We start from the raw sequence: 20303 nt of genomic DNA, 5'->3' as shown, positions 1-20303 counted from the left end.
GGCAGGCCCTCAGCTCGGTGCCGACACCGGGAAGCCGAGGTCCTCCGCGGCCCTGCCCAGCTCGCGGTCGTAGGTGATGAACTCGGTCAGCTCCGTGCGGAACGGGTCCGCGCTGGCCAGGTGCAACGCGTCCAGCGAGCCGAGGCGCGGAGTGCGGTAGGAGAGCGCCCGGGCGAGCACCGCGCTGCTGAGGTCGACCTGGTGGCTGCCCCGGAGCGCCTGGTCCACGTAGTAGGGGACCTGCTGGTGGGCCAGGCCCGCGCGGAGCAGGGTGCGGGTGATCTCCAGCCGGGCCAGCGCGCTGGTGATCAGCTCGGTCCCGGCGGGCAGCGCCTGCCGCCACGCCCGCAGTGCGGCCGTCTCCGGCTCCGGCTTGATGAACTTCAGCAGCGCGCAGGAGTCGAGGTAGATCAACGGTTCCGCTCCCGTTCGCGGTCTTCCACCAGGAGGTCCGAGAGGCTGCCGATGTCCGGCAGCAGGTCGAGGGCCAGCTCGGGCATGCCCTCCTCGGCGGGCGGGGTGACCTCGCCGGCCGCGATCATGCGTTCGAGGGTCGTCGCCGGGGGCTCCTCCGGCACCAGTCTCAGCACGGGCCGCCCGCGGTCGGTGACGACGATCGTCGCGCCGGCCCGGACCCGCGCGACCGCCTTGGACGGGTTCTGGTTGAGCTCACGCAGTCCCATGGTCTCCATGCCTTCCAATGTAACTACATCATGTAGGTACATCAAGGGCGGGCCGCGGCGCAAACCCCGAGCCCAGGACGTTCAGCCCTTGCCCCCGCCGGGCCGCTCTGCTCGCGGACGCCCGTTCGTGGTGCGAAGGTATGGTCGATATGGCCATATTCCGAGACGACGGGACGGAGACACCCACGTGGCGCGCAGCGTGTACGTGACCGGTATCGACCGGGGGGACGGCCGGCAGGCGGTCGAACTCGGGGTCATGGAACTGCTCACCCGCCAGGTGGACCGGGTCGGGGTGTTCCGGCCGCTGGTGCACGCGCACGCGGGGGCGCCTGCCGGCCGCCAGGCCGGGGGCGAGCCGGGCTCGGACCACGTGGTGGAGCTGCTGCGCGGCCGGTACCGGATCGACCTGCCGAGCTCCGAGCTGTACGGGCTCAGCTACGAGGAGGCCGCCGCGCTGCAGGCCGCCCAGGGGCAGGACGAGCTGGTCTCCACCCTGGTCGACCGCTTCCGCGCGCTGGAGCGGCGCTGCCAGGCGGTGCTGGTCCTCGGCACCGACTTCGCCGACACCAACATCCCGGACGAGCTGGCCTTCAACGCCCGGCTGGCCAACGAGTTCGGCGCCGCCGTGCTGCCGGTGGTCGGCGGGCACGCCGAGGACCCGGAGGCCGTCATCGCCGAGGTCCGCAACGCCCACCGGGCGTTCACCGACCTGGGCTGCGAGACCCTGGCGATGATCGCCAACCGGGTCGCCCCGGGCGCCAAGCAGCGGATCCAGCGCAAGCTCACCGAGAAGCTGCCGATCCCCGCCTACGTCATCCCGGAGGAGCCGGCGCTGGCCGCGCCGACCGTCGCCCAGCTGGTCGAGACGACCGGCGCCGAGGTCCTGCTCGGGGACGCCGCCGGCCTGGCCCGGGACGTCCGCGGCTTCGTCTTCGGCGGCGCCATGCTGCCCACCTTCCTGGACGCCCTGACCGAGGGCGCCCTGGTCGTCACCCCCGGGGACCGCGCCGACCTGGTGATCGGCTCGCTGGCCGCGCACGCCGCCGGCGCCCCGCCGATCGCCGGCGTGCTGCTGACGCTCGGCCAGCACCCCGGCCCGAACGTGATGGCGCTGGCCGCCCGGCTCGCCCCCGGCACCCCGGTCGCGGTCGTCCCGGAGGGCAGCTGGCCGACCGCCGCGACCCTCACCCACCTGGAGGGCAAGCTCACCGCGGCCAGTCCGCGGAAGGCCGAGATCGCCCTCGGACTGTTCGAACTGCACGTCGACACGGCCGAGTTGACCAACCTGATCGAGGTCGGCCGGTCCGAACGCGTCACCCCGATGATGTTCGAGCACGCGCTGCTGGAGCGGGCCCGGGCGAGCCGGCGGCACGTCGTCCTGCCGGAGGGCACCGAGGAGCGGGTGCTGCGCGCGGCCGAGATCCTGCTGCGCCGCAACATCTGCGACCTCACCCTGCTCGGCGAGGCCGACGCGGTGCGCCGCAAGGCCGCGGGCCTCGGCATCGACCTCCCGCAGGAACAGCCGGGCGGCGACCGCGCCCAGGTCCGGATCGTCGACCCGACCACCAGCCCGCTGCGCCGCCAGTTCGCCGAGCTGTACGCCCGGCTGCGCGCCCACAAGGGGATGACCGTCGAGCTGGCACTGGACGTGGTCACCGACGTCTCGTACTTCGGCACCCTGATGGTCCAGGAGGGCATCGCGGACGGCATGGTCTCCGGCGCGGTGCACTCCACCGCCGCGACCATCCGGCCCGCCTTCGAGGTGATCAAGACCTCGCCGGGCGCGGCCATCGTGTCGAGCGTCTTCTTCATGTGCCTGGCCGACAAGGTGCTGGTGTACGGCGACTGCGCGGTCAACCCCGACCCGGACGCCCAGCAGCTGGCCGACATCGCGATCCAGTCCGCCGCCACCGCCGCCCAGTTCGGGGTGGAGCCGCGGGTCGCGATGCTCTCGTACTCGACCGGCACCTCCGGCTCCGGCGCGGACGTCGACAAGGTCCGCAAGGCCACCGAGCTGGTCCGCGAACTGCGGCCGGACATCCTGGTCGAGGGCCCGATCCAGTACGACGCGGCGGTGGACGCCCACGTCGCGGCCACCAAGCTGCCGGGCTCCGCGGTGGCGGGCCGGGCGACCGTGCTGATCTTCCCGGACCTCAACACCGGCAACAACACCTACAAGGCGGTCCAGCGCTCGGCGGGCGCGGTGGCGGTCGGCCCCGTCCTCCAGGGCCTGCGCAAGCCCGTCAACGACCTCTCGCGCGGCGCGCTGGTCCAGGACATCGTCAACACCGTCGCGATCACCGCCATCCAGGCCCAGGACGACAAGGAGTCGCAGGCATGAGTGAGCGCAGCGAGCGAATCATCAAGAGGTGCGCGTTTCGCGAAGCGACCGCCGAGCGCAGCGAGGTGGCCGCATGAGCGAAGGAACGCGCGTTCTCGTGCTGAACGCCGGCTCCTCGTCGGTGAAGTACCAGCTGATCGACATGCTGGACGGTGCCCGGCTGGCCTCCGGCCTGGTGGAGCGGATCGGCGAGCCCGGCGGGCGGCTGGTGCACACCCCGCACGCGGGCGGGCCGCGCGAGCTGCCGCAGCTCTTCCCGGACCACTCCGCCGCCCTGAAGGCCGTCGCCGAGGAGCTGGCCGCCGACGGCCTCGGGCTGGACTCCCCCGAGCTGGCCGCGATCGGCCACCGGGTGGTGCACGGCGGCAAGCGGTTCACCGAGCCGACCGTCGTCACCGACGACGTGCTCAAGGAGATCCGCCGGCTGATCCCGGTCGCGCCGCTGCACAACCCGGCCAACGTCACCGGCATCGAGGTGGCCCGCGCGCTGCGCCCGGACCTCCCCCAGGTGGCCGTCTTCGACACCGCCTTCCACGCCTCGATGCCCGAGTTCTCGGCCCGGTACGCGATCGACAAGGCCGTGGCCGACGAGCACCGGGTGCGCCGCTACGGCTTCCACGGCACCTCGCACCAGTACGTCTCGCGGGCCACCGCCCGGCTGCTCGGCAAGGACCCGGCCGAGGTGAACGTGATCGTGCTGCACCTGGGCAACGGCGCCTCCGCCTCGGCGGTCGCCGGCGGTCGCTGCCTGGACACCTCGATGGGCCTGACCCCGCTGGAGGGCCTGGTCATGGGCACCCGTTCGGGCGACATCGACGCCGGTGTGGTGTTCCACCTGCACCGGGTGGGCGGGCTGTCGATCGACGAGATCGACGACCTGCTCAACCGCCGCAGCGGTCTGCGCGGCCTGTGCGGCGACAACGACATGCGCGAGATCATGCGCCGGGCCGAGGCCGGGGACGCCGACGCGAAGCTCGCCTTCGACGCGTACATCCACCGGCTGCGCAAGTACATCGGCGGCTACTACGCCGTGCTCGGCCGGGTGGACGCGATCGCGTTCACCGCGGGCGTCGGGGAGAACGCGGCGCCAGTGCGCGCGGCGGCCACCGCCGGGCTGGACGAACTGGGCATCGCGGTCGACCCCGAGCTGAACTCGGTGCGCTCCGGTGAGGCCCGGATCATCTCGCCCGCGTACGCCCGGGTGGCGGTCGCCGTGGTGCCCACCGACGAGGAACTGGAGATCGCCCGACAGGCCTTCGCACTGGTCCACCGGCGGTCCGGGGACTGACCGGACGCCGTCTCGCCCCTCGGGATCCTTCGTTGGCGATTCCTCACGATTCGTGCCGAATGCACCTATAACACGAACGGATAGACTGATCCATATGCGCCGAGCGAAAATTGTCTGCACCCTGGGTCCGGCGACGGACTCCTACGAACAGCTGAAGGCCATCGTCGAGGCGGGCATGAACGTCGCCCGACTGAACATGAGCCACGGCAACCACGCGGACCACGAGGAGCGGTACCGCAAGGTCCGCCAGGTCTCGGAGGACACCGGCAAGGCCATCGGCGTCCTGGCCGACCTCCAGGGTCCCAAGATCCGTCTGGCGACCTTCGCCAACGGCCCGGTGACCGTCGACAACGGCGACGAGTTCACCATCACCACCGAGGACGTCCCCGGTGACCAGCACATCTGCGGCACCACCTACAAGGGCCTGCCCGGCGACGTCAAGCCCGGCGACCCGATCCTGATCAACGACGGCGTCATCGCCCTGGAGGTCGTCAGCGTCGACGGCCCGCGGGTGAAGACCGTGGTGATCGAGGGCGGCGTGCTCTCGAACAACAAGGGCATCAACCTGCCCGGCGCGGCCGTGAACGTGCCCGCCCTGTCCGAGAAGGACAAGGACGACCTGCGCTTCTCGCTGCGCCTGGGCGTCGACATGGTCGCCCTGTCCTTCGTCCGCAACGCGGACGACGTCAAGGACGTCCACGAGGTCATGGACGAGGTCGGCATCCGCGTGCCGGTCATCGCCAAGATCGAGAAGCCGCAGGCCGTCGAGGCCATGGAGGAGATCGTCCTCGCCTTCGACGCCATCATGGTCGCCCGCGGCGACCTGGCCGTCGAGTACCCGCTGGAGCGGGTGCCGCTGGTCCAGAAGCAGCTGATCACGCTGGCCCGCCGCAACGCCAAGCCCGTCATCGTCGCCACCCAGATGATGGAGTCGATGATCCACGCCTCGCGCCCCACCCGCGCCGAGGTCTCCGACGTCGCCAACGCCATCCTGGACGGCACCGACGCGGTCATGCTGTCCGCCGAGTCGAGCGTCGGCAAGTACCCGATCGAGACCGTCCGCACCATGAGCCGGATCGCCGAGAGGGCCGAGGAGGAGCTGCTGTCCCAGGGCCTCCAGCCGCTCAACCCGGGCCGCAAGCCGCGCACCCAGGGCGGCTCGATCGCCCGCGCCGCGTGCGAGCTGGGCGACTTCCTGAACGGCCAGGCGCTGGTCGCGTTCACCAAGTCCGGTGACACCGCCCGCCGCCTGTCCCGCTACCGTTCGCCGATCCCGGTGATCGCGTTCACCCCGGACGTCGCCACCCGCAACCAGCTCTCGCTGAGCTGGGGCGTCGAGGCGCACGTCACCGAGCAGGTCGGGTCCACCGACGCGATGGTCGCCCAGGTCGACCGCGAGCTGCTCAGCATGGGCCAGCTCGCCGAGGGCGCGACCGTCATCGTCACCGCCGGCTCGCCCCCCGGCATCCCCGGCAACACCAACATGGTCCAGGTGCACCACCTGGGCACCCGGGGCGAGTAACACCCCGTGGCACCGACGCCCGTGGGGCGGTCCTCCGGTGGAGGGCCGCCCCACGGGCGTTCTCGCGACGTCGCCGCCGCCGTGGCGCGGCTGCCGGTCGCCTACTCGTCGCTGTACGGCGCGTCTACTTGTCGCTGTACGGCGCGTCGTCGTTGAACAGGCGCATGCCGGGGATGGTCAGCGTGCCGCCGAACTGGCCGGCCTGCTTGGCGGTGACCCCGGTCAGCTCCAGGTCCAGCGGGATCGGGATCGAGCCGATCAGGTCGTACAGCCAGCGCGGCAGGGTGTCCGGGGTGAGGGTGATCTCGCCCAGGTCGATCGGGATCGGCAGGCCGAGCACCTTGGAGAGGTGGCCGGACAGCCGCTCCACGTACATCGTGACCGGGCCCTTGCGCATGGTCGAGGTCGAGCCGGGGGCGCCCTTCACGTGGAAGGTCTTGCCGTTGCCCTGCAACGTCGACATGTCGAGGTTGTCGATGTCGACGGTGTCCACCACGAACTTCAGCACCCGCTTGGTGCCGGTCGGGGTCCGCACGTCGTAGACGCCGTGGAAGGCCGCGCCGTGCAGCGCCAGCCGGCTGGTCGCCAGCGTCCAGTTCTGCTGCGGGACGACGTCCCCGGTGGCAGGCGCGCCGGCGGTCAGGCCGCTGGTGTCCACCGCGCAGTTGGGGTTGGCACTCGGCGAGGACGACGGGGTGTCGGTGGCGGCCCCGGACGGGGTGGCGGGGGCCGTCCTCGGGCTCGCCTTGCCGCTCGGCTTCCCCGTGGTGGCGCCGGCCGGGCCACCGGCGGCGGGGGCCGTCGCGGCGGGCGAGGCCTGGTCGCCCGCCGGGGTCTGCTCGCCGCTGCCGGCGGCGGGCGGCGGGGTGCCGGGCTGTGCGTCGGCCGGGGCCCCGGTCGTCGGGGCCTGCGGCTGGGCCGGCGTCCCGGCGCGCGGGGCCGGGGCGGCCGGCGCGGGGGCCTGGGTGGTGGCCGGCGCGGGGGTGCCGGTCGACTTGGCGCTCGGCGTCGGGCTCGGTGAACCACCCGGGTCCAGCAGGTGGTTGACGCCGCCCAGGACGTCGTCGATCAGCCCGGCCCGGTGGACCGTGTCCGAACCGCCGACGGCGGCGGAGCGGGCGGCCGACGGCGTGGTCGCCGGGGCGGTGGCCGCGCCGGTCGGGGCGCCGGTCGGCGTCGCGTCGGCGCTCGGCGTACCGGCCGGCACGGAGGGCTGCTGGGTGGGCGCGGTGGTCGGCGTCTGGGTGGGGATCGCGCTCGGCCCCGTCGAAGGCGCCGTGGAAGGCACCGTCGAGGGCGCCGTGGACGGACCGGGCGGCGGCTCGGGCAGCTCGCTCTTGGGGACGGGCGTCTCCAGCGGCGCGACGTCCGGCACGGTGGCGGGCGCGGTACCGCAGGGCTTGCCCGCCGTGGACTCGGCGACGGCCGGGTTGGGGGTGTACGCGGCGGCCATCAGCAGCGCCGTCGGCACCGCGGCCATCGCCAGCGCGCGGCCTCTCAGCCGGACCCGGACGGGCGTGCGCGGCGCCGCGTGTCGACCGGCGCGCTGCGGTTGGTCCTCCGACGCGCTCACCGCGCCTCCTTCGGGTCCACGGCGACGGCCTGCTCGTTCGAAGCGGCCTGTGCGGGCAGCTTCGCGGTGGGCGCTTCGGCGGCCGCGGGCTCGGTGGCGACGCTCCCGGCGACGACCGCGGTCTCGGCGACGGCGGCCTCGGAGGCAGGGGTTTCGGAGGCGAGGGCCTCAGGAGCAGGGGCCTCGGCGGCGACGCTCGCGGCGACGTCGGCCTTGGCCGCCTTCGGCTCCGGCAGCGGCGCCCAGGACGCCATCAGACCGCCGCCGATCAGACCCGGCAGCAGCGCCAGGCCGAACCCGGCCAGGTTGGAGACCGGGATCGAGACCAGCGTCAGCAGGGTGGTGGCGACTCCCGCGAAGACCCGCACGGTCGGCTGGAACCACGCGGTCAGCCCGAGCACGATCAGCAGCACGCCGATGATCAGCGATCCGGCGCCCGCCGTGGTGGCCATGGCCACCGTCATGCCGCCCAACGAGAGCTTGGCGTACGGGAAGTACATGATCGGGACGCCGGCGATCATGGCCAGCAGGCCGCCGTAGTACGGCCGCGTCCGACGGAAGGTACGGAACACCCGGCGCAGCCACTGGACGGGGTTCTCGTGCTCGGCGGGCCGGAATGAGGCAAGGGCGCTGGACACGGTGCAGCTCCTCGATGGTGTGAACGAGGGATGGACGAGACACGGGATCCGGCGACGGCACACGCGCCGCCACCGGTCCCTCGGGTGCCGTCGGGGCGGCGGACCGGGCCCGGTCCGCCGCCCGTCAACGGCCTAGTAGCACTCGCCGGTGCCGTCGGTGTGCAGCGCGAGCTTCAGGCCGGGGAGCTTGAAGGTGCCGGCCGAGGTGGCCCAGGCGGTCTGCTGCACGTTGTACAGGTCGGCCTTGTCGGCGGCCTGGGCGAAGCCGGTCGCGCCGGACGGCAGGCCGCCGAGCTTGGACTTCCAGCCCTGGGTGGCCTCGCCCTTGAGGGTCGAGGCGTCCTGGCCGATGTTGATGTTGGTGAACTCGGCGTCCGCGTTCAGCTGGTCGAGGTCGATCAGCAGGTTCTTGGCGTAGACCTGCTTCTTGACGTCGTCGCTGTTGCCCGCCTCCAGGCGAAGGACGATCTTGGGCAGCTTCCACGGCAGGCCGGGGATGACGTTGGGGTCGGTCACCACCGACTGGCAGAGGCCCTTGATGGTGGCCTCGTCGAAGGCCGAGACGGCGACCGGGTGCGGAGTGCCGTTCACCTCGGCGTCGATCGAGCCGAACTGGGCGAAGTTCTTGCCGTGCAGCTCCGGCGTGGTGACCTTGAAGCTCTGGCCGGAGACGCTGAACGAAGCCGCCAGCGCGTTGTTGGCCATGGCGGCGCCGACCATCGCGGTGGCCGCGATGCTCGGCACCATCACCAGGGCGAAGCGCTTCCAGCGGGTCTTGCCGTAGGTCTGGGACATGCGAGTCCTCCTTCTAGGACGTACATCTCCGGCTCCCCGGCGGCGAGCCCGCGCCGGTGGGGGACTGGGATGGGAGAGAGCTACGTCCTCGGTAGCGGAGAGCGCCTTGGGCGTCGTCGGACGCGGGAGCGGCCGGCACACAGCGGCACTCCCGTCCCTCCACCGGCCGTCCTTGCGGGGCGGCGGGCAGGACCGACGACATCGGCGATCACCCCCGAGCGACAACCAGCGACCGCGCAGGGCCGCGCGGCCGGTCGAAGGACAGGAACCGCCGTGGGACCGCGGATACCCCCCTGCCCTCCCTACCGCCGACCGGGGCCGGCGGATCACCCGGTGGGGATCCCGCGCTCCATGTGGCCGACCGGATCGGAGGGTGTGGAGTCAGGGACCGGGCGTCGCCGATCGTGCTCGAATCCCGGGCGAAGCACAAGAGGTTCCTTACTGACGGGTAATGCAACACCCGGCGGCGTTGACCGCGGAATCGGCGTGGCATGCACCGTGCGTGACGTCATGAAGGAAACGTGACGAAGAAATCCGCCGGAAACACGAACGAAACACCCGTGGACAGTCACCAAGTGTGACTGTCCACGGGTGTTGTCAAGATTTGGTAAACCTCTGTCCGGTTGACCGGATTGTCGCCAAATCACCCGGCGACACCGCAGGTCATCCGCCGTGCCAGGATCCGCCCGGGACCGGCCGGGACCGGACCGGAGGGGGCGTCAGAACAGCACGCGCGCCAGCGCGGTGCGGGCCGCGGTGACCCGCGGGTCCTCCGGGCCGATCACCTCGAACAGCTCCAGCAGGCGCAGCCGGGCGGCGTCCCGGTCCTCACCGGCGGTCCGGCCGACGGTGTCCACCAGCCGGCCGAAGGCGTCCTCGACGTGACCGCCCACCAGGTCCAGGTCGGCCGCCCGCAGCTGGGCCTCGACGTCCTTCGGGTCGGCCGCGGCCGCGGTGCGGACGGCCTGCGGGTCCACGCTCTCGATCCGCTGCAGCAGTTCGGCCTGGGCGAGGCCCAGCCTGGCCTCGGTGTTGCCCGGCTGGTCGGCCAGCACGTTCCGGTAGGCCTGGACGGCGCCGCCCAGGTCGCCGCTGTCCAGCGCGTCGTGCGCGGCGGCCAGGGCCGGGTCCTCCGGCCGCTGCGGGGCGGCGTCCGGCGCCTCGCCCGGAGCCCCGGCGCCGCCGACCACGCCGAAGCGCTGCTCGGCGACCAGGATCAGCTGGTCCAGCACCTTGCGGACGTTGGCCGCGCTCTCGGCGCCCTGGAACAGCGGCACCAACTGGCCGGCCACCACGGCCATCACGGCCGGGATGCCCTGGATGCCGAACTGCTGGGAGATCAGCGGGTTGGCGTCCACGTCGATCTTGGCGAGCACGAACCGGCCGGCGTACTCCTCGGCCAGGCCCTCCAGGATCGGGCTGAGCTGCTTGCAGGGGCCGCACCACTCGGCCCAGAAGTCGATGACGACCGGCACTTCGGTGGAGCGCTGGACGACCTCGGACTCGAAGGTGTCCTCGGTGACGTCGATGACGAGCGCGTAGGCGGACTGCTCGGGGGCGACTCCGGCCGCTTCGTCGGCGGCCGCCTGGCGGGCCCGCTCGACCCGGGCCTGCTCGGCCTTCTGGGCAGCCTCGCCGGCTGCCTTCACTGCGGCGAGGTCGACCGCACCGCGCAGGGCGGAGCTGTTGAGACGCGAATTCCGTGGCTGCATGGCACCATCCTCCCCCGTCCGCGCCGCCTGCGGGCAACCAACCTCGGGAAAGTCGCCCCGCGCGGGCCGCGCGGCGCGGATTCCCGGGCGCGGTGGCCCTCCCCCGGTAGCCTGAACCGTTCGGCGCGGATCCCCACCCGCGCCCGCGCCGCCCCGTCCCACGGGTGCGGCGCCTGGTTGTCACTGCTTTCGCTACGAGTCGTAGCGTAACTGGAGCCGGGGTCCCGGCCGCAAGCCCCACCGGCGGTTCCGCGACGTGACCTGCCCCACTTTCCGGGGCGGCCCGGCTGCCCGAACGGGCGAACAGCCGCTACCGTTACCAGCCCCACCCATGTTACTCACCAGTAGAGCGCAAGGAGGCCCGGTTGCCGGCCCCCCAGCCCCCCGCGAACCCGGACGTCACAGGCCCGGAGACCGCGGACGGACCCGCCCCCTCGGCAGGTGCCACGACCAGGGCCAAGGGGCGCCCGCGCAGTGCCGCCGCCGACCGCGCCATCCTCGACGCCACCCGCGAGGCCCTCGCCGAACTCGGCTGGGGCGGGCTGACCATGGGCCACGTCGCGACCCGCGCCAAGGTCGCCAAGACCACCCTCTACCGCCGCTGGCCGTCCAAGAACGAACTCGTGGTGGACGCCGTCGCCAGCCTCTTCGACGACCTGGTGATGCCCGACCTCGGCAGCCTGCGGGCCGACATCGAGGCAGTGGTCGCCCAGTTCGCCGACCTGCTGGCCCGCCCCGAGACCCAGGCCGCGCTGCTCGCGCTGTTCGCCGAGGGCACCCGCGACCCGCACCTGCGCCGCCGGATCCGGGAGGCCATCGTCGACCCGCAGAAGCGCCTGGTCCGGCAGGGCCGGGCGGCCGCCCAGACGCGCGGCGAACTCGCCCCGGACGCCGACCCGCGGACGGCCCGCGAGGAGATCGACATCATCTTCGACACCATCGCCGGGACGGTCGAGCACCGCGTCCTGGTCAGCGGCGAGCCGATCACCGCCGACTGGACCCGCCGCTTCACCAACCTGCTGCTCGGCCCCTTTCCCAGCCTGCTGGGCGACTAGGGCGTGTTTCAAAATTCCCGCCCGGCCGAGGGCACGGCAAAGCCGCCCCGCACGAAGAAGCTCCGTACGGGGCGGCCCACCGGCACGTCCTAGAAGGACGCGTTCTCCCGGTACGTCCCCCACTCCTCGCGCAGCGCGTTGCAGATCTCGCCCAGGGTCGCCTCGGCGCGCACCGCGTCCAGCATCGGCGGGATCATCGACTCGCCCGAGCGCGCGGCCGCCAGCATGGCGTCCAGCCCGGCCCGCACCGCCGCCTCGTCCCGGGCCTCCTTGCGCTCGCGCAGCACCCGCACCTGCTCGCGTTCGACCTCGTGGCTGACCCGCAGGATCTCCAGTTCGGGGGTGACGCTGCGCGGGTGGCAGTTGACGCCGACCACGCGCTTGTCCCCCTTCTCCACCGACTGCTGGTACTGGAAGGCCGCCTCGGCGATCTCGCCGGTGAACCAGCCCTCCTCGATCCCGCGCAGGATGCCGGAGGTGATCGGGCCGATCCCGTGGTCCTCGCGGCCCTTGTCGAGGATCCGCTGGAAGATCGCCTCGGCCTGCTGCTCGATCCGGTCGGTGAGCGCCTCGACGTACCAGGAACCGCCCAGCGGGTCGGCCACGTTGGCGACGCCGGTCTCCTCCATCAGCACCTGCTGGGTGCGCAGGGCGATCTCGGCGGCCTGCTCGGAGGGCAGCGCCAGGGTCTCGTCCAGGGCGTTGGTGTGCAGCGAGTTGGTGCCGCCGAGCACCGCGGACAGCGCCTCCACGGCGGTGCGGACCACGTTGTTGTACGGCTGCTGCGCGGTCAGCGAGACGCCGGCGGTCTGGGTGTGGAAGCGCAGCCACTGCGCCTTGTCGGTCTTGGCGCCGAAGCGGTCGCGCATCCAGCGGGCCCAGATCCGGCGCGCGGCGCGGAACTTGGCGATCTCCTCGAAGAAGTCCAGGTGCGCGTCGAAGAAGAAGGACAGGCCGGGCGCGAAGACGTCCACGTCCAGGCCCCGGGACAGGCCCAGCTCGACGTAGGCGAAGCCGTCGGCGAGGGTGTACGCGAGCTCCTGCGCGGCCGTCGCCCCGGCCTCGCGGATGTGGTAGCCGGAGACGGACAGCGGCTTGTACGCGGGGATGCCCTGGGCGCAGTACGCCATCAGGTCGCCGATCAGCCGCAGGTGCGGCTCGGGGGCGAAGAGCCACTCCTTCTGGGCGATGTACTCCTTGAAGATGTCCGTCTGCAGGGTGCCGTTGAGCACCGCCGGGTCGACGCCCTGGCGCTCGGCGGCGACCAGGTACATGCAGAAGATCGGGACGGCCGGGCCGCTGATCGTCATCGAGGTGGTGACCTCGCCGAGCGGGATGCCGTGGAACAGCACCTCCATGTCGGCGGCCGAGTCGATGGCGACGCCGCAGTGGCCCACCTCGCCGAGCGACTTGGCGTCGTCGGAGTCGTAGCCCATCAGGGTGGGCATGTCGAAGGCGACCGAGAGGCCGCCGCCGCCCGCCTCCAGGATCATCCGGTAGCGCTCGTTGGTCTGCTGCGCGTTGCCGAAGCCGGCGAACTGGCGGATGGTCCAGGTGCGGCCCCGGTAGCCGGTCGGGTGCAGCCCGCGGGTGAAGGGGTACTCGCCCGGCCAGCCGATCCGCTCGAAGCCCTCGACGGCCTGCCCGGGGGCGGGCCCGTACATCGGCTCGACCTCGTCGCCGGACAGGGTGGTGAAGTCCGCGTCCCGCTTGCGGGCGCTGTCGTACCGCTGCTGCCAGCGCTGCCGTCCGCGCTCGATCTCCTCGGCGTCCATGACCCCGAACTCCGCTCCGTACGGCCGCCACGGCACCGGGGCGGCACAGCTATTAGGACGTCCTACTAATTTACTCGGACGTCCTAGCAGCTGTCGATGGATGCCGGGGTCGAAACGCCGGGGGCCAAAACGCGCAGTGCCCCTTCCCCCGCGGGGGAAGGGGCACTCGCCGGGGCGTCGGATCAGACGCCGGCGGGCTGGCGGGCGTCGCCGCCGGCCGGGAGCCGCTCGGCGGCCTCGCGGACCACCTTGCGCTCGAAGACGAAGGAGGCGAACGGGATGCAGCCGGCGGCCAGGGTCAGGATCATCCGGCCGAGCGGCCACTTGAGCTTCTGCCCGAGCAGGAAGGTCACCACGAAGTACCCGATGTACAGGTAGCCGTGCAGCATCGCGACGTACGTGGTCAGGTCCTCGGCCGCGTCGAAGCCGTACTTCGCGACCATGAAGCCGCAGAACACCAGCAGGGCCACACCGGTCGCAATGGCCAGGGCCCGGTACCAGCCCAGCAGGGGGGTCGCCTTCATACTCTTCATCGCCTCGTTCGGCAGGGATCGACCGGTACGCCCGGATCCGCGCACCGCTCCCACGAGGGTAGCCGTCCTCACGGCCGCTCCCGCGCAGCCCCCTCGTCGCGTTCGTCGGTGAAGTCGCCGGCGGCGATCCGCAGCGGCCTGAGCAGTTCGAACACCTGCCGACACTGCTCGGTGTCGTACTCCTCCAGCCCGAACTCCATCGCCATGAGCTCCCGGGTGGCCTCCTCGACCGTCTCACGGCCGCGGCCGGTGATCGCGGCCAGCACGCCGCGGCCGTCCAGCGGGTTGGGGCGGCGGGCGACCAGGCCGGCCCGCTCCAGCCGGTCGACGGTGTTGGTGACGCTGGTCGGATGGACCATGAGCCGCTCGCCGATCTTGGACAGCGAGAGCTCGCCGGTCCGGCTGAAGGTCAGCAGCACCAGCGCCTCGTACCGGGCGAAGGTCAGCCCGTACGGCTTGAGCACCGCGTCGACCCGGGAGAGCAGGATCTGGTGGGCTCGCATGATCGAGGTGATCGCCGCCATCGAGGGGACCCCGCCCCAGCGGCGGGTCCAGAGCTCGTCGGCGCGGGCGATCGGGTCGAAGTCGAGGGCTAGGGGCTTGGGCACCTCCTTACCGTACCGGCGGACGGGACGGGTGCTACCAGCCGTCCTGATGGTGGACAAGCGCGACGCGTGGCGGGAACCCGCCAAAAGGGCGGCCAGGTCCATACCAGGACATTGCACCGGTGTGAATGCACGGCAACGGGAGCGGGGCGCAGCGGAGTTGACGGCCGATCGGTCCGCAGCCGCACTATCAGGCCTCGGTTCGGATGGTAACCCGCTGAAAGGCAGGGTGATTCGCACCTTTTGTCCGCCCGTTCACAATCCTTCCGGCTGGCGGGACTTGGCCAATTCATGAGCAAGACCTGTCATTTGATTTGCTCGATTGTCATGCTTTCCGCCAACCCCGTCCGGTAGCCACCACCCCCACCCACCGGTGGCTCGCCGCTCGGCCGCACGGGGTCCGCACGTCAGCGCCCGTCCCGCCCCTCAGGTGCCGACCCCGGCCCCCGGGACGAGGCGCGACCGCCCACACGCGGTTACCCGGAAGGACTCGTCCGTGAAGCGAAAGCTCGCAGCAGTCGCCGTACTCTCCGCCACCGCCCTGCTCACCGGCGTCGTCCAGGTGAGCACCGCCGCCCAGGCCAGCCCGATCCCCGCGGCGCAGGCGCAGGCCGCCGAGCAGCACGCGGCGGCGCTCGCCCTGGCGGGCGGCCAGTCCGGCCCGCTGGCGAAGGCCCTCGCCCTCGGCGGCCAGGAGCAACTGGTGGCGAAGGACGCCGTGGTGGACCAGGACGGCACCCGGCACCTGCGCTTCGAGCGCACCTACGCCGGACTGCCCGTGCTCGGCGGCGACCTGGTCGTCCACCAGAACGCCCGCGGCGCGGTGCAGTCGGTCGACAAGGCGGTCTCCGCGCAGCTGAGCCTGTCGAGCCTGGCCCCGCAGATCCCGGCCGACAAGGCCGCCGCGCAGGCCACCGGCGCCGTCCAGGCCACCGTCGGCGTCGCCGCGGACAAGGACGAGTCCCCGCTGGCGGCCGTGCACCAGACCGGCAAGGCCGAGCTGGTGGTCTGGGCGAGCGACGGCAGCCCGCGCCTGGCGTACCGGACCACCGTCGAGGGCGTGCGCGCCGACGGCACCCCCAGCAGCCAGCTGCTGGTCACCGACGCCGCCACCGGCCAGGTGCTGTCCACCCACGAGCAGGTGCAGACCGCCTCCGGCACCGGCAAGGGCGTCTTCGTCGGCAGCGTCCCGCTGACCACCACCCAGAGCGGCAGCTCGTACCAGCTGAAGGACGCCACGCGCGGCGGCCAGTCGACCGTCAACCTGAAGAACAAGACCTCCGGCACCGGCACGCTGGTCGCCAACTCGACCAACGCCTTCGGCAACGGCCTGGCCTCCAACAGCGAGTCCGCCGCCGTGGACGCCCAGTACGGCGCGTCCGCCACCTGGGACTTCTACAAGAACACCTTCGGCCGCAACGGCATCAAGAACAACGGCGTCGGCGCGACCAGCCGGGTGCACTACGGCTCCAACTACGTCAACGCGTTCTGGAGCGACGCCTGCTTCTGCATGTCCTACGGCGACGGCAGCGGCAACACCCACCCGCTCACCGAGATCGACGTGGCCGGCCACGAGATGAGCCACGGCGTCACCTCCGCCACGGCGAACCTCAACTACTCCGGAGAGTCCGGCGGCCTCAACGAGGCCACCTCCGACATCTTCGGCACGATGGTCGAGTTCTACGCCAACCTGCCCTCCAACCCGCCGAACTACTGGATCGGCGAGCTGATCAACCTGAACGGCGACGGCTCCCCGCTGCGCTACATGGACAAGCCCAGCAAGGACGGCGGCTCGGCGGACTCCTGGTACTCGGGCGTCGGCAACCTCGACGTCCACTACTCCTCGGGCATCGCCAACCACTTCTTCTACCTGCTGTCCGAGGGCAGCGGCGCGAAGAGCATCAACGGCTTCAGCTACAACAGCCCGACCTCCAACGGCTCGGCCGTCACCGGCATCGGCCGGGACAAGGCCGCGCAGATCTGGTACCGCGCGCTGACCGTCTACTTCACCTCCACCACCAACTACGCGAGTGCCCGCACCGGCACCCTGAAGGCCGCCTCCGACCTGTACGGCGCCACCAGCGCCGAGTACAAGGCGGTTGCGGCCGCGTGGAGCGGCGTCAACGTCAACTGACGTACGGCGCACGGTGACAGGACGTCCGGGGCCTCCGCGGAAGGCGGTCCCGGACGTCCGCACACCCCCTTGCGCGCCTACCCTCCCCCGCATGCCCGCTCCACTCCGCTCCCCGGGTGGCGAAGTCCCGCCAGCCGGACGAACCGCCCGTAGCGGGCACTGGGCGGCAGCCGAACCATCCGCACCAGCACTGGCGGATCCCGGCCAATTCCTGTCCGTGGTCTGTCATTTCCTGCCATCGATTGTCATGCTTCTGCCCAAGCCCCGTCCGACATCCGCCACCCCCACCCATCGACGGATCGTCAGGTACCGCACGGGAGCAGCACGTCCGCGCCCTACCGCCCCAACGGCGCCAACCCCGGCGCCCCGGTACGCGGCGCAACCGCGCGCACACGCGGTTTCGTGGAAGGAACCCCCGCACGTGAAGCGAAAGCTGACAGCCGGCGCCGTACTCTCCGCCACCGCCCTGCTCGCCGGCGTGATCCAGATCGCCATCGTCCCCGCCGCCCAGGCCGCCGCCCCGTCGCCGGAGCAGCAGCGCGCGGCGCTGCTCGCGGTGGCCGCCGGGCAGAGCAGCCCGGCCGCCCAGGCCCTGGCCCTCGGCGGCCAGGAGCGGCTGGTGGTCAAGGACGTCGTCGCGGACGCCAACGGCGAACGCCACCTGCGCTACGAGCGGACCTACGCCGGCCTGCCGGTGCTCGGCGGCGACCTGGTCGTCCACCAGCGCGCCGACGGCTCGGTGGACTCGGTCGACCGGGCCTTCGACGGCAGCCTGTCGCTGCCGAGCCTGGCCCCGGGCCTCGCCGCCGGGCAGGCGGCCGAGCGGGCCACCGCCGCGGTGCGGGCGACCGTCGGGACGGCCGCCGACGAGGACGAGGCGGCGCTCAGCCGGGTCGACGGCGCGGGCGCGGCCGAGCTGGTGGTGTGGGCGGCCGACGGCGCGCCGCGGCTGGCCCACCGCACGGTGGTCCGCGGCGAGCGGGCCGACGGCACCCCGAGCAGCCAGCAGGTCGTCACCGACGCCGCCACCGGCCAGGTGCTGTCCACCCGCGAGCAGGTGCAGACCGCGTCCGGCACCGGCAAGGGCGTCAACGTCGGCACCGTCACGCTGACCACCACCCAGAGCGGCTCGACCTACTCGCTGAAGGACGCCACGCGCGGCGGCCAGTCCACCACCGACCTCAAGGGCGCCACCTCGGGCAACGGCACGCTGTTCGCCAAGACCAGCAACTCCTGGGGCAACGGCCTGGCCTCCAACCGCGAGTCCGCCGCCGTGGACGCCCAGTACGGCGCCGCGGCCACCTGGGACTACTACAAGAACACCTTCGGCCGCAACGGCATCAAGAACAACGGCGTCGGCGCCGCCAGCCGCGTCCACTACGGCTCCAACTACGTCAACGCGTTCTGGGACGACTCCTGCTTCTGCATGACGTACGGGGACGGCTCCGGCAACACCAACCCGCTGACCGCGATCGACGTCTCCGGCCACGAGATGACCCACGGCGTCACCTCCGCCACGGCGAACCTCAACTACTCCGGCGAGTCCGGCGGCCTCAACGAGGCCACCTCCGACATCTTCGGCACCATGGTCGAGTGGTCGGCCAACCTGCCCGCGGACCCGCCGGACTACCTGATCGGCGAGAAGCTCAACATCTTCGGCAACGGCAAGCCGCTGCGCTACATGGACAAGCCCTCCAAGGACGGCAGCTCCGCGGACTCCTGGTACTCGGGCGTCGGCAACCTCGACGTCCACTACTCCTCGGGCATCGCCAACCACTTCTTCTACCTGCTGTCCGAGGGCAGCGGCGCCAAGGTGGTCAACGGGGTCAGCTACAACAGCCCGACCTCCAACGGCTCGACGGTCACCGGCATCGGCCGGACCAAGGCGGCCGCGATCTGGTACCGCGCGCTGACCGTCTACATGACCTCCACCACCAACTACAAGGCCGCCCGCACGGCGACCCTGAAGGCCGCGACCGACCTGTACGGCGCCACCAGCACCGAGTACAAGACCGTGGCGGCCGCGTGGAGCGGCGTCAACGTCAACTAGCCACCCCCTAGCCACCCCCGGTAAGAAACGGCGACAGGCTGCCGCGGCCCTTTGGGAGAGGAGGCCGCGGCAGCCTGTCGACCGTCGCGCAGTGGGGGTTCGTCCCTACGCGGTGGCCGGCTTCAGCTCGCCGCGCTCCTCCTTGGCGAGCATCCGCTCGGCGAAGAAGCCGCCGGTGGGCAGCACCGAGAGGACGAACAGCAGCACGCCGCGCTTGGCGTCCCACTTCTGCGCCTGCCAGGCCTGGATCCAGAAGACGACGTACAGGATGAACAGGATCCCGTGGACCATGCCCATCACCGGGACGCCGTCGAAGGACGTGGTCCGCTTCAGCACGGAGCAGATCAGCAGCAGGATGAACGAGACCCCTTCGGGGCCGGAGACCAGGCGCAGGCGGTGGACGGCGCTGCTGTTCACGATGGGTACCTCAATACGGGGGTCGGCGGCGGACCTGCTTGTGAAGCGACTCACAAGCCTTCCGGCCATTATCACCGAGCACCTGTCCGAAGCCCCGGCCGGGGTGGGCACCGTGCCCGACGTCACAACCGCCGTGCCCGGCCCCGGCGCCACGGCCGTCACGCCCGACCCCACGGCCGTCGTGTCCGTGTCACAGCTGTGCGCCAGAACCCGGCGGGTCGCGCCGGCCCGTCACCCGCTGCCCCTATCCTGCTGCCCGCGCCCGACACACCGGGCGCCGTAGACATCGGACGACCGGGGGTAGCGACCACATGTTCAAGCGGGACTGGGACCGAAGGACCTGCGCCAAGCGCGGCCACACCACCTACGCACCGACCGAGCCCGAGCTGGCCGCCCGGCTGCACGCCGCGACCGCCCTCGGCGACGCCTGGCGCTGCCTGCGCTGCGGCGACTTCGCGCTCGGCACCCCGCACGGCTCCGGCCCGGCGCAGGACGCCCCGCTGGTGCCGCGCGGCAAGGCGCTGCGGGACCTCTTCATCCTGCGCTTCCTCGCCGTCGAGCGGGTGCTGCGCGGCCTGCTGATCATCATCGTGGCCTGGGCCGTCTGGAAGTTCTCCAACAGCCAGGACGCCGTGCACCGGGTCTTCGACGAGAACCTGTCGGTCTTCCGGCCGGTCACCGACCACTTCCACTGGGACCTCGAACACTCCCCGATCGTCGACACCATCCGCAAGACCTTCGACTACAGGAAGAGCACCCTGCTGATCGTCGCGGGCGCGCTGGTGGCCTACGCGCTGATCGAGATCGTCGAGGCGGTCGGCCTCTGGCTGGGCAGGCGCTGGGCCGAGTACCTCACCGTCGTGGCCACCGCCGCCTTCCTGCCGCTGGAGGGCTACGAGCTGAGCGAGCACGTCAGCGCCGTGAAGATCGGCACGCTGGTGCTGAACATCGCCGCGGTGCTCTGGATCATGCTGTCCAAGCGGCTGTTCGGGCTGCGCGGCGGTGTGGTGGCCTTCGAGGCGGAGCGCCACTCGGCCTCGCTGCTGGAGGTCGAGGAGGCGGCCGGCGCCGTCCCGCACGCCGCTCGGGGGGCGCACGCGCGGGCGTGACCGGCGCGTTTGTCGCAGACCGGTACCAGTTCCGCCCCCGCCCCTCCCCCTGCACCGGCCGCGCCCGCTAGAT

General features: G+C 72.0%; 17 protein-coding genes. 7 read left to right on the top strand and 10 right to left on the bottom strand.

Going from position 1 to position 20303, the window contains the following annotated elements; all coding sequences use genetic code 11:
- Positions 1-9: 9 nt before the first annotated feature.
- Positions 10-414, bottom strand: a complete 405-nt coding sequence (locus AB0R04_RS17380) for a type II toxin-antitoxin system VapC family toxin (RefSeq protein WP_363371963.1) — start codon at positions 412-414, stop codon at positions 10-12.
- Positions 411-692, bottom strand: a complete 282-nt coding sequence (locus AB0R04_RS17375; RefSeq protein ID WP_063347763.1) for a type II toxin-antitoxin system prevent-host-death family antitoxin — start codon at positions 690-692, stop codon at positions 411-413. The genes AB0R04_RS17380 and AB0R04_RS17375 overlap by 4 nt, the downstream gene beginning before the upstream one ends.
- 178 nt (positions 693-870) lie before the next feature.
- Between AB0R04_RS17375 and pta the strand changes: the two genes are divergently transcribed.
- The 3 genes from pta (at position 871) to pyk (ending at position 5834) form a co-directional block, all read left to right on the top strand.
- Complete coding sequence (gene pta, locus AB0R04_RS17370) at positions 871-3024, top strand: phosphate acetyltransferase (protein ID WP_363371961.1); 2154 nt, start codon at positions 871-873, stop codon at positions 3022-3024.
- Between the two features lie 73 nt (positions 3025-3097).
- Positions 3098-4312, top strand: coding sequence for an acetate kinase (locus AB0R04_RS17365; RefSeq protein WP_363371959.1), 1215 nt, complete (start codon positions 3098-3100; stop codon positions 4310-4312).
- Between the two features lie 94 nt (positions 4313-4406).
- Complete coding sequence (pyk, locus tag AB0R04_RS17360) at positions 4407-5834, top strand: pyruvate kinase (RefSeq protein WP_063347766.1); 1428 nt, start codon at positions 4407-4409, stop codon at positions 5832-5834.
- Positions 5835-5958: 124 nt separating this feature from the next.
- Here pyk and AB0R04_RS17355 read toward each other — a convergent pair whose 3' ends face one another.
- The 4 genes from AB0R04_RS17355 to AB0R04_RS17340 form a co-directional block, all read right to left on the bottom strand.
- Positions 5959-7407 carry a hypothetical protein gene (locus AB0R04_RS17355; protein WP_363371956.1) on the bottom strand — a complete coding sequence of 483 codons (1449 nt, stop codon included), beginning with the start codon at positions 7405-7407 and terminating at the stop codon, positions 5959-5961.
- Positions 7404-8045, bottom strand: coding sequence for a DUF6114 domain-containing protein (locus tag AB0R04_RS17350; protein ID WP_363371953.1), 642 nt, complete (start codon positions 8043-8045; stop codon positions 7404-7406). The genes AB0R04_RS17355 and AB0R04_RS17350 overlap by 4 nt, the downstream gene beginning before the upstream one ends.
- A 132-nt stretch (positions 8046-8177) precedes the next feature.
- Positions 8178-8840 carry a DUF6230 family protein gene (locus tag AB0R04_RS17345; RefSeq protein ID WP_063347768.1) on the bottom strand — a complete coding sequence of 221 codons (663 nt, stop codon included), beginning with the start codon at positions 8838-8840 and terminating at the stop codon, positions 8178-8180.
- A gap of 719 nt (positions 8841-9559) precedes the next feature.
- Positions 9560-10552, bottom strand: coding sequence for a tetratricopeptide repeat protein (locus AB0R04_RS17340; RefSeq protein ID WP_363371949.1), 993 nt, complete (start codon positions 10550-10552; stop codon positions 9560-9562).
- Positions 10553-10917: 365 nt separating this feature from the next.
- Here AB0R04_RS17340 and AB0R04_RS17335 point away from each other — a divergent pair, with 365 nt between their 5' ends.
- On the top strand, positions 10918-11607 hold the full coding sequence (locus AB0R04_RS17335) for a TetR/AcrR family transcriptional regulator (protein ID WP_079135619.1): 690 nt from the start codon (positions 10918-10920) through the stop codon (positions 11605-11607).
- 89 nt (positions 11608-11696) lie between these two features.
- Here AB0R04_RS17335 and AB0R04_RS17330 read toward each other — a convergent pair whose 3' ends face one another.
- The 3 genes from AB0R04_RS17330 to AB0R04_RS17320 form a co-directional block, all read right to left on the bottom strand.
- A complete protein-coding gene (locus tag AB0R04_RS17330) occupies positions 11697-13382 on the bottom strand; it encodes a methylmalonyl-CoA mutase family protein (protein ID WP_363371946.1) in 1686 nt (561 codons plus the stop codon).
- Between the two features lie 182 nt (positions 13383-13564).
- Positions 13565-13906, bottom strand: a complete 342-nt coding sequence (locus tag AB0R04_RS17325; RefSeq protein WP_063347771.1) for a DUF3817 domain-containing protein — start codon at positions 13904-13906, stop codon at positions 13565-13567.
- 77 nt (positions 13907-13983) lie between these two features.
- Positions 13984-14523, bottom strand: a complete 540-nt coding sequence (locus AB0R04_RS17320; protein WP_363371943.1) for a MarR family transcriptional regulator — start codon at positions 14521-14523, stop codon at positions 13984-13986.
- A 493-nt stretch (positions 14524-15016) separates the two neighbouring features.
- Between AB0R04_RS17320 and AB0R04_RS17315 the strand changes: the two genes are divergently transcribed.
- Both AB0R04_RS17315 and AB0R04_RS17310 read left to right on the top strand, forming a co-directional pair.
- Positions 15017-16654: a M4 family metallopeptidase gene (locus AB0R04_RS17315; protein ID WP_363371941.1), complete on the top strand. Its 1638-nt coding sequence runs from the start codon at positions 15017-15019 to the stop codon at positions 16652-16654.
- A 421-nt stretch (positions 16655-17075) separates the two neighbouring features.
- Positions 17076-18704, top strand: coding sequence for a M4 family metallopeptidase (locus AB0R04_RS17310; protein WP_363371939.1), 1629 nt, complete (start codon positions 17076-17078; stop codon positions 18702-18704).
- Between the two features lie 105 nt (positions 18705-18809).
- Here AB0R04_RS17310 and AB0R04_RS17305 read toward each other — a convergent pair whose 3' ends face one another.
- Entirely contained in the window at positions 18810-19190 is a 381-nt protein-coding gene (locus AB0R04_RS17305; protein WP_363371936.1) for a DUF3817 domain-containing protein, read from the bottom strand.
- A gap of 242 nt (positions 19191-19432) precedes the next feature.
- Between AB0R04_RS17305 and AB0R04_RS17300 the strand changes: the two genes are divergently transcribed.
- Positions 19433-20230: a DUF2127 domain-containing protein gene (locus tag AB0R04_RS17300; protein WP_363371933.1), complete on the top strand. Its 798-nt coding sequence runs from the start codon at positions 19433-19435 to the stop codon at positions 20228-20230.
- The last annotated feature ends 73 nt before the right edge of the window (positions 20231-20303 follow it).

This window comes from Kitasatospora sp. NPDC056731 (assembly GCF_040687675.1).
Lineage (GTDB): Bacteria > Actinomycetota > Actinomycetes > Streptomycetales > Streptomycetaceae > Kitasatospora.
The sequence above is the reverse complement of the archived record's forward strand: the minus strand, read 5'-3'. Positions and strand labels throughout refer to the sequence as shown.

Bases quoted from the DNA above. Each gene is read 5' to 3' on its own strand.
- AB0R04_RS17375 (WP_063347763.1), bottom strand. From the start codon at position 692: ATGGAGACCATGGGACTGCGTGAGCTCAACCAGAACCCGTCCAAGGCG.
- AB0R04_RS17305 (WP_363371936.1), bottom strand. From the start codon at position 19,190: ATGGCCGGAAGGCTTGTGAGTCGCTTCACAAGCAGGTCCGCCGCCGAC.
- AB0R04_RS17365 (WP_363371959.1), top strand. From the start codon at position 3,098: ATGAGCGAAGGAACGCGCGTTCTCGTGCTGAACGCCGGCTCCTCGTCG.
- AB0R04_RS17340 (WP_363371949.1), bottom strand. From the start codon at position 10,552: ATGCAGCCACGGAATTCGCGTCTCAACAGCTCCGCCCTGCGCGGTGCG.
- AB0R04_RS17345 (WP_063347768.1), bottom strand. From the start codon at position 8,840: ATGTCCCAGACCTACGGCAAGACCCGCTGGAAGCGCTTCGCCCTGGTG.
- AB0R04_RS17300 (WP_363371933.1), top strand. From the start codon at position 19,433: ATGTTCAAGCGGGACTGGGACCGAAGGACCTGCGCCAAGCGCGGCCAC.
- AB0R04_RS17330 (WP_363371946.1), bottom strand. From the start codon at position 13,382: ATGGACGCCGAGGAGATCGAGCGCGGACGGCAGCGCTGGCAGCAGCGG.
- AB0R04_RS17325 (WP_063347771.1), bottom strand. From the start codon at position 13,906: ATGAAGGCGACCCCCCTGCTGGGCTGGTACCGGGCCCTGGCCATTGCG.
- pyk (WP_063347766.1), top strand. From the start codon at position 4,407: ATGCGCCGAGCGAAAATTGTCTGCACCCTGGGTCCGGCGACGGACTCC.